Annotated in this window: 6 protein-coding genes; 2 read left to right on the forward strand and 4 right to left on the reverse strand. The window is 67.2% G+C overall.

Annotation, left to right across the window (positions count from 1 at the left end; genetic code table 11):
* On the reverse strand, nt 1–1,625 hold a 1,625-nt coding region (locus B3446_RS02865), incomplete at its 3' end, for an acyl-CoA dehydrogenase (RefSeq protein ID WP_291377248.1).
* 143 nt (nt 1,626–1,768) lie between these two features.
* Here B3446_RS02865 and B3446_RS02870 point away from each other — a divergent pair.
* Nucleotides 1,769–2,998 carry a nucleoside recognition domain-containing protein gene (locus B3446_RS02870; protein WP_291377249.1) on the forward strand — a complete coding sequence of 410 codons (1,230 nt, stop codon included), beginning with the start codon at nt 1,769–1,771 and terminating at the stop codon, nt 2,996–2,998.
* Between the two features lie 54 nt (nt 2,999–3,052).
* On the opposite strand, the gene pyk is transcribed toward B3446_RS02870, so the two are convergent.
* Nucleotides 3,053–4,495, reverse strand: a complete 1,443-nt coding sequence (gene pyk, locus B3446_RS02875) for a pyruvate kinase (protein ID WP_291377250.1) — start codon at nt 4,493–4,495, stop codon at nt 3,053–3,055.
* A 106-nt stretch (nt 4,496–4,601) separates the two neighbouring features.
* Between pyk and B3446_RS02880 the strand changes: the two genes are divergently transcribed.
* Complete coding sequence (locus B3446_RS02880) at nt 4,602–5,744, forward strand: glycerate kinase (protein WP_291377251.1); 1,143 nt, start codon at nt 4,602–4,604, stop codon at nt 5,742–5,744.
* 110 nt (nt 5,745–5,854) lie between these two features.
* Here B3446_RS02880 and rsmA read toward each other — a convergent pair whose 3' ends face one another.
* Both rsmA and B3446_RS02890 read right to left on the reverse strand, forming a co-directional pair.
* Entirely contained in the window at nt 5,855–6,646 is a 792-nt protein-coding gene (gene rsmA / locus B3446_RS02885; RefSeq protein WP_175123313.1) for a 16S rRNA (adenine(1518)-N(6)/adenine(1519)-N(6))-dimethyltransferase RsmA, read from the reverse strand.
* 18 nt (nt 6,647–6,664) lie between these two features.
* Nucleotides 6,665–7,205, reverse strand: a 541-nt coding sequence (locus tag B3446_RS02890; protein ID WP_291377252.1) for a peptidylprolyl isomerase, incomplete at its 5' end; no start/stop codon positions are given.

Below are 7,205 nucleotides of genomic sequence, written 5' to 3' on the forward strand. Positions count from 1 at the left end.
GCCAGCGTGGCGTCCGCCAGCAGCGCAAAGCCCGACGCATAGCGGCCCAGCCGGCGGTAATGGCCTGCCACCGGCCCCGAGGCCGGCGCGGGCGCCAGCATGCCGCCCGTCCAGGCGCGGCCGATCGCGCGCAGCGTGTTCATCCCCGCGTGGCGCAGATGGCGCCAGAAGACATCGTGAAAGACCTCGATGCCGCGTTCCTCGTCGGGATTGCCCAGCGCCAGGATCTCGGGCATCAGGTAGGGATGGGCGCGGATGGCGCCCTGCCCGAAGATGATCAGATTGCGCGTGAGGATGTTGGCGCCCTCGACCGTGATCGCAATGGGCACGGCGCGGTGCAGCGAGCCGAGGTAATTGCTGGGCCCGTCCATGACGGCGCGGCCCGCATGCACGTCCATCGCGTCGTTCACCGACGTGCGCATGCGCTCGGTGGCGTGGTATTTCATGATGCCGGACACGACCGCGGGCTTGACGCCCTGGTTGAGCGCGGCGCAGGTCAGGCGGCGCGCGGCCTCGACCAGATAGGCGTTGCCGGCCAGGCTGGCCAGCCGTTCCTGCACGCCTTCAAATTTGCCGATCGGAATGCCGAACTGCTCGCGCACCCGGGCATACATGCCGGTGGTGTGCGCGCACATCGCGGCGGCGGCGGCCGACAGCGACGGCAGCGAAATGCCGCGTCCGGCGGCCAGCGCGCTCATCAGCATCTGCCAGCCCTGCCCGGCGCGTTCCACGCCGCCGATCAGCGCATCCAGCGGCACGAAGACGTCGCGCCCCGAGTTGGGCCCATTCTGGAAAACCTGCATTGCAGGCAGGTGGCGGCGGCCGATGTCGACGCCGGGCGCATCCGTGGGGACCAGCGCCACCGAAATGCCGATGTCCTTGGCGCCGCCCAGGATGCCGTCGGGGTCCGACATCTTGAACGCCAGCCCCAGCACGGTGGCCACCGGCCCCAGTGTGATGTAGCGCTTGTGCCAGTTGAGCCGGATGCCGATGAGCTCTCGACCATCCACGACCTGGCGGCACACGACGCCGGTATCGACCATCGAAGCCGCGTCCGATCCGGCCTCGGGACTGGTCAGGCCGAAGCACGGGACTTCACGGCCGTCGGCCAGCCGCGGCAGCCAGTAATCGCGCTGCGCCTGCGTGCCGAACTGCATCAGCAGCTCGCCGGGTCCCAGCGAATTCGGCACCATGACCGTGACGCCGGCGGTGATGGAATAGGCGGAAATGCGGCGCACGACCTCGGAGTGCGCGTACGGAGAAAAGCCCAGGCCGCCATGGCGCCGCGGAATGATCATGCCGAAGAAGCGCTGCGCCTTCAGGAACTCCCAGATCTGCGGCGGCAGGTCGCGGCGGTTCCAGGAGATATCCCATTCGTCCAGCATGCCGCAAAGCTGCCGCACGGGGCCGTCGATGAATCGTTGCTCATCGGACGTCAACGTGGCGGGCGGCACAGCGAGGAGCTTGCGCCAGTCGGGGTTGCCCGTGAACAGGTCGGCGTCCCACCAGCTGTCGCCGGCTTCGATGGCTTCGCGTTCGGTGGCCGACATGGCCGGCAATGCATTGCGGGCCCAGCGGTATGCGGGTTCCGAAATGCGGCGCCGGCGCCAGGCGTTGAAATCCATGGGTCCCCCTGTGGTTCGCTACAAGACGTATCGGGGCAAAGTACCAGAATTGGCGCCGTGCGGCCAAGCTGCGGCTTACCGACTCTGCGACAATGAGCGTCGCCGCGCTGATGCGCAATCAACCGCTGTCCGGGCACGTCCGCATGCTGAACAAACTCTGGCTTGGCTTCTTTCTCACCGCTGCCGCGGCCGCGCTGTACCGCTGGCTGGTCATCGGAGATCCCGAGGTCTTTCGCCAGATGGTCGCCAGCCTGTTCGACATGGCGCGCGTGTCCGTGGAAGTGATGGTGCTGCTGTTTGGCACGCTGACGCTGTGGCTCGGTTTCCTGCGCATCGCCGAAGGCGCGGGCCTCGTCGAAAAGCTGGCGCGGTTGCTGGGACCGCTGTTCGCGCGCCTGATGCCCGAAGTGCCGCGCAATCATCCGGCCATCGGCCTCATCACGCTGAACTTTGCGGCCAATGGCCTCGGGCTGGACAACGCCGCCACGCCCATCGGCCTGCGCGCCATGCGCGAGCTGCAATCGCTCAACCCCAAGCCCGACACCGCCACCAACGCGCAGATCCTGTTCCTGGTGCTCAATGCGTCGTCGCTGACACTCTTGCCCGTCACGCTGTTCATGTTCCGCGCGCAACAGGGCGCGCCCGATCCCACGCTGGTGTTTCTGCCCATCCTGCTGGCCACCAGCGCGTCCACGCTGGCCGGCTTTCTGGCGGTGGCGCTGTGCCAGCGCCTGCGCCTGGCCGATCCCGTCATCATGCTGTGGCTGGGCGGCGCGGCGCTTCTGCTCGGTGGGTTCATGGCGCTGCTGGCCAGCATGTCGGCGGCCGCGATCGCCTCGCTGTCCTCGCTATTGGGCAACCTGACGCTGTTCGGCATTCTGCTGACGTTTCTGATCGTGGGCGCCTGGAAAAAGGTGCCCGTGTACGAGGCCTTCATCGAGGGCGCGAAGGAAGGATTCGACATCGCCAAGAGCCTGCTGCCCTATCTGGTGGCGATGCTGTGCGCCGTGGGCGTGCTGCGCGCGTCGGGCGCGCTGGACTTCCTGTTGGACGGCATCCGCTGGGTGGCCGCGCAGGCCAACTGGGACACGCGGTTTGTGGACGCGTTGCCCACCGCGCTGGTCAAACCGTTCTCGGGCAGCGCGGCGCGCGCCATGATGCTGGAAACCATGACGCACTTTGGCGTGGACAGTTTCCCGGCGCTGCTGGCTGCGGTGGTGCAAGGCAGCACCGAGACCACGTTCTACGTGCTGGCGGTGTATTTCGGATCGGTGGGGATCCTGCGCGCCCGCCATGCGGTGGGCTGCGCGCTGATCGCCGACCTGGCCGGCGTGCTGGCCGCGATCGGCGTGTGCTACTGGTTCTTTGGTTGACCGCAGATCGCGGCGGCCGGCTTTCATCGCCGGGCCTCCGCGGTTCATGCCGCCTCAATCCACCAGCAGTATCTTCATCCCGTTGGTGCCGCCGCTGTCGCGGTAGAAATCGCCCTTGGTCAGAATGACCCAGTCGCCCGTCTGCACCAGATTGCGCTTGCGCAGTTCGTCGATGGCGGCGTTGGACAGGTCGGCGGGATCGTACTCCGACGGCGAGAACGGAATCGTGTACACGCCGCGGAACATGGTTACGCGGTTCTGCGTCACGCTGTGCGGGCTGTAGCAGTAGATCGGCACGCCCGAGCGGATGCGCGACATGATGAGCGGCGTGTGGCCGCTTTCGGTCAACGCGATGACGGCTTTCACGCCGGGGAAATGGTTGGCCGCATACATGGCCGCCAGCGCGATGGTCTCGTCGCAGCGCGTGAAGGTTTCGCCCACGCGATGGTGCGATTTGGTCGAGGTGGGGTGCTTTTCTGCGCCGAGGCACACTCGGGCCATGGCCTGCACCGTTTCGACCGGATATTGGCCGGAGGCGCTTTCCGCCGACAGCATGACGGCATCGGTGTAGTCCAGCACCGCGTTCGCCACGTCCGAGACTTCGGCGCGGGTCGGCATGGGACTGGAGATCATCGACTCCATCATCTGCGTGGCGGTGATGACGACCTTGTTCAGCGTGCGCGCGTGCTGAATGATGCGCTTCTGGATGCCCACGAGTTCGGCATCGCCCACTTCCACGCCCAGGTCGCCGCGCGCCACCATGACGCCGTCGCTGGCGCGGATCAGCGCGTCCAGGGCTTCGTCGTCGGCCACGGCTTCCGCGCGTTCGATCTTGGCGATGATCCACGCCTGGCTGCCGGCGGCGGCAAGCAGGGTGCGGGCCTCGTCGATGTCGCTGCCATAGCGCGGGAACGACACGGCCACGTAGTCCAGTTCCATCTCAGCGGCCAGCTTGATGTCGACGCGGTCCTTGTCAGTGAGGCTGGGCGCCGACAGGCCGCCGCCGCGGCGGTTGATGCCCTTGTTGTTGGACAGCGGGCCGCCCACCGTGACGGTGGTGTGGACCTCGTCGCCTTCGACGCGGTCGACGACCAGCACGACGCGGCCGTCATCGAGCAGCAGCTCGTCGCCCACGCGGCAGTCGGTGACAAGTTCGGGGTAATCGATGCCCACGATGCTGGCGGTGCCCGCGTCCTTGGGATGCACGCGCGACAGCGTGAACGGCTGACCCACCTGCAGTTGCACCAGCTTGTCGACAAAACGTGCAATGCGGATCTTGGGCCCCTGCAGGTCGCCCATGATGGCGACGTAGCGGCCTTGCTTGGCGGCGATCTCGCGGACCATGCGCGCGCGTTCGCGGTGATCGTCCGCGCTGCCGTGCGAGAAGTTCAGCCGCGCCACGTCCAGCCCCGCGCGAATCATCGCGTCGATACGTTCGGGCGACGAGGTCGAGGGTCCCAGGGTGGCGACAATTTTGGTGCGGCGCAATACAGGCATGGCGGTCCACTCTCGCAAAAACAACGAAAGCGCTATGGTACGCCGGCCGCGTTGCCACGGGTATCATGGGTGACATTTCCGACCCTCAACACGCCCAACGACACCCGTGAAAATCGTTATCGCTCCCGACTCGTTCAAAGAAAGCGTTTCCGCGCCGGATGCGGCCGCCGCCATTGCGCGCGGCGTCAAGGCGGCCTTTCCCGGCGCGCATACGGTGTGCGTCCCAATGGCTGACGGCGGCGAAGGCACGGTCGAAGCCGTCCTCGCGGCCACCGGCGGCAAGGAACGGCAGATCGCGGTCAACGACGCGCTCGGACATAAGGTCGATGCCGTCTGGGGACTGCTGGAAGACGGCACCGCCATCATCGAGATGGCCGCTGCGGCGGGGCTTGAATTGATTGCACCGGCAAAGCGCGACCCGATGCGCGCCAGCAGCCACGGCGTGGGCGAGCTGATGCGCGCGGCACTGGACGCGGGCGCGACGCGCATCATCCTGGGCCTTGGCGGATCGGCCACCAACGACGCGGGCGCCGGCATGCTGACGGCGCTGGGACTGCGCCTGCTGGACGCGGGGGGCAACAGCCTGCCGCCGGGCGGCGGCGCGCTGGGGCAGCTTGCCTCGATCGACACACGCGGCCTGGACCCGCGGCTGGCGCAGGTCCGCATCGATATCGCCTCCGACGTCGACAACCCTTTGTGCGGTCCGCAGGGCGCCTCACATGTCTTTGGTCCGCAAAAAGGCGCGACGCCGGAACAGGTGCAGACGCTGGACACGATGCTGGGCCACTTCGCCGATGTCTGCGCCCGTCATCTGAACGCGGATCACCGCGATGAACCCGGCGCAGGCGCCGCCGGCGGCCTGGGTTTTGCCGCCAAGGCGTTTCTCAATGCGCATTTCCGCCCCGGGGTGGAAATCGTCGCGGAACTGGGTGGCCTGGCCGACGCGGTGGAAGGCGCAACGCTGGTGTTCACCGGCGAAGGCCGGATGGACGCACAGACCCTGCGGGGCAAGACGCCCGCCGGCGTCGCCAGGATTGCGCAGCGCGCGGGCGTACCCGTCGTGGCGCTGGCCGGCTCGCTGGGCGATGGCTACGAGGCCCTGCACACCTGCGGCATCAGCGCCGCATTCAGCCTGGCCCCAGGCCCGATCACGTTGCAGCTGGCGCTGGTGGATGCCGAGCGCCTGCTGACAGACCGGGCGCGGGACGTGATGCTGCTGTGGATGGCGGCGCAGAAACGCATGCTGTGATCCGGCTGCCGGCACTGTGCATGCCGGCGACGTTGCCCCCCGCCGTAGCGCGGAAAAGCAAAAAGGCCCCGAGGGGCCTTTTTGCATTGCCTTGCCATACCGAAAGGGCGTCAATCGCGCGCCAACACCCCGGCTTCGACCAGCGCATCCGACAGGCGGATGTAGCGGTCCACCGAAATATCCTCGGCGCGCGCGGTGGGCGCAATTTCAAGCGCTTCCCAGGGCACTTGCGGCGCCCAGTCGGCCAGCACCCGACGCAGCATCTTGCGGCGCTGCGAAAAGGCGCGCGCCACGACGGTTTCGAACGCACGCTCGCTGATGGGCCGCAGGCGGTCCGCCGGCAAGGGCACCATGCGCACGATGGCAGACACCACCTTGGGCGGCGGATCAAAGGCCTCGGGCGGCACGTCGAACAGCTTGTGCATGCGATAGCGCGACTGCAGCATCACGGACAAGCGGCTGAAATCGCCGGAGCCGGGCTTAGCCACCATGCGGTCGATCACTTCGCGCTGCAGCATGAAATGCTGGTCGCGGATGTGATCGGCCCAGGTCATCAGGTGAAACAGCAACGGGCTGGAGATGTTGTAAGGCAGGTTGCCCACAACGCGCAGCGCGCCGCCGAACTGCGAGAAATCCACCGTCAGCGCGTCGGCTTCGACGACCGTCAGGCGGGAAGCCTCGAACTGCTTGCGCAGTCGGGCGGCCAGATCGCGGTCGATTTCGACCGCGGTGAGATGGTCCAGGCGCTCGAGCAGCGGCCGCGTCAGCGCGGACAGGCCTGGGCCGATTTCGACCACGGCATCGTCGCGGGCGGGCGCAACCGCCCGGACGATGGACTCGACGACGCTGTCGTCGGTCAGGAAGTTCTGGCCAAAGCGCTTGCGCGCCTGGTGTTGAGACATGAAAAGCCCGTAATGCGTTTAGCGGTTGTTCTGCTGGATCTTCTGCTGCTTCTCGAGGCGGTTGTCGACGTACGCCTGCGCACGCAGCTGCTCGAGCCAGTCTTCAAAGGCCGGTTGGGCACGGCGCTCGAACAGCGTCTGGCGGGCGCGCATGCGGGCCAGATCGTCGGTCGCATCGTGATCGCGGCGTTCTTCGACCTCGATCAGGTGCCAACCGAACGGCGTCTGCACGGGTTGGCTGATTTCGCCAGGTTGCAGCGTGTTCATCGCGGCCTCGAACGGCGGCACGGTTTCACCCGGATTCAGCCAACCCAGTTCGCCGCCTTGCGGCGCAGTGGCGTCCTGCGAATACTGGCGTGCCATTTCCTCGAACTTGGCGCTGCCGTTCACCAGACGCTGGCGAACCTGCTCCAGGCGCTGGCGGGCCAGTTCATCGCTCATGACGGTCGACGTCTTGATCAGGATGTGGCGCGCGCGCGTTTGAACGACCTGCGTGGGCCCCTGCGGCGCCTGCGCGCGCGCGGCCGGCTGCGGAGCCGGTTGCGGAGCGGCTTGGGGC

Source organism: Achromobacter sp. UBA5777 (assembly GCF_002418565.1).
In the GTDB taxonomy this organism is placed as follows: Bacteria; Pseudomonadota; Gammaproteobacteria; order Burkholderiales; family Burkholderiaceae_B; genus Achromobacter; species Achromobacter animicus.

What these genes read in the sequence shown, in the direction of transcription:
- B3446_RS02870 (WP_291377249.1), top strand. Translation starts at nt 1,769, where the DNA reads ATGCTGAACAAACTCTGGCTTGGCTTCTTTCTCACCGCTGCCGCGGCC.
- pyk (WP_291377250.1), bottom strand. Translation starts at nt 4,495, where the DNA reads ATGCCTGTATTGCGCCGCACCAAAATTGTCGCCACCCTGGGACCCTCG.
- rsmA (WP_175123313.1), bottom strand. Translation starts at nt 6,646, where the DNA reads ATGTCTCAACACCAGGCGCGCAAGCGCTTTGGCCAGAACTTCCTGACC.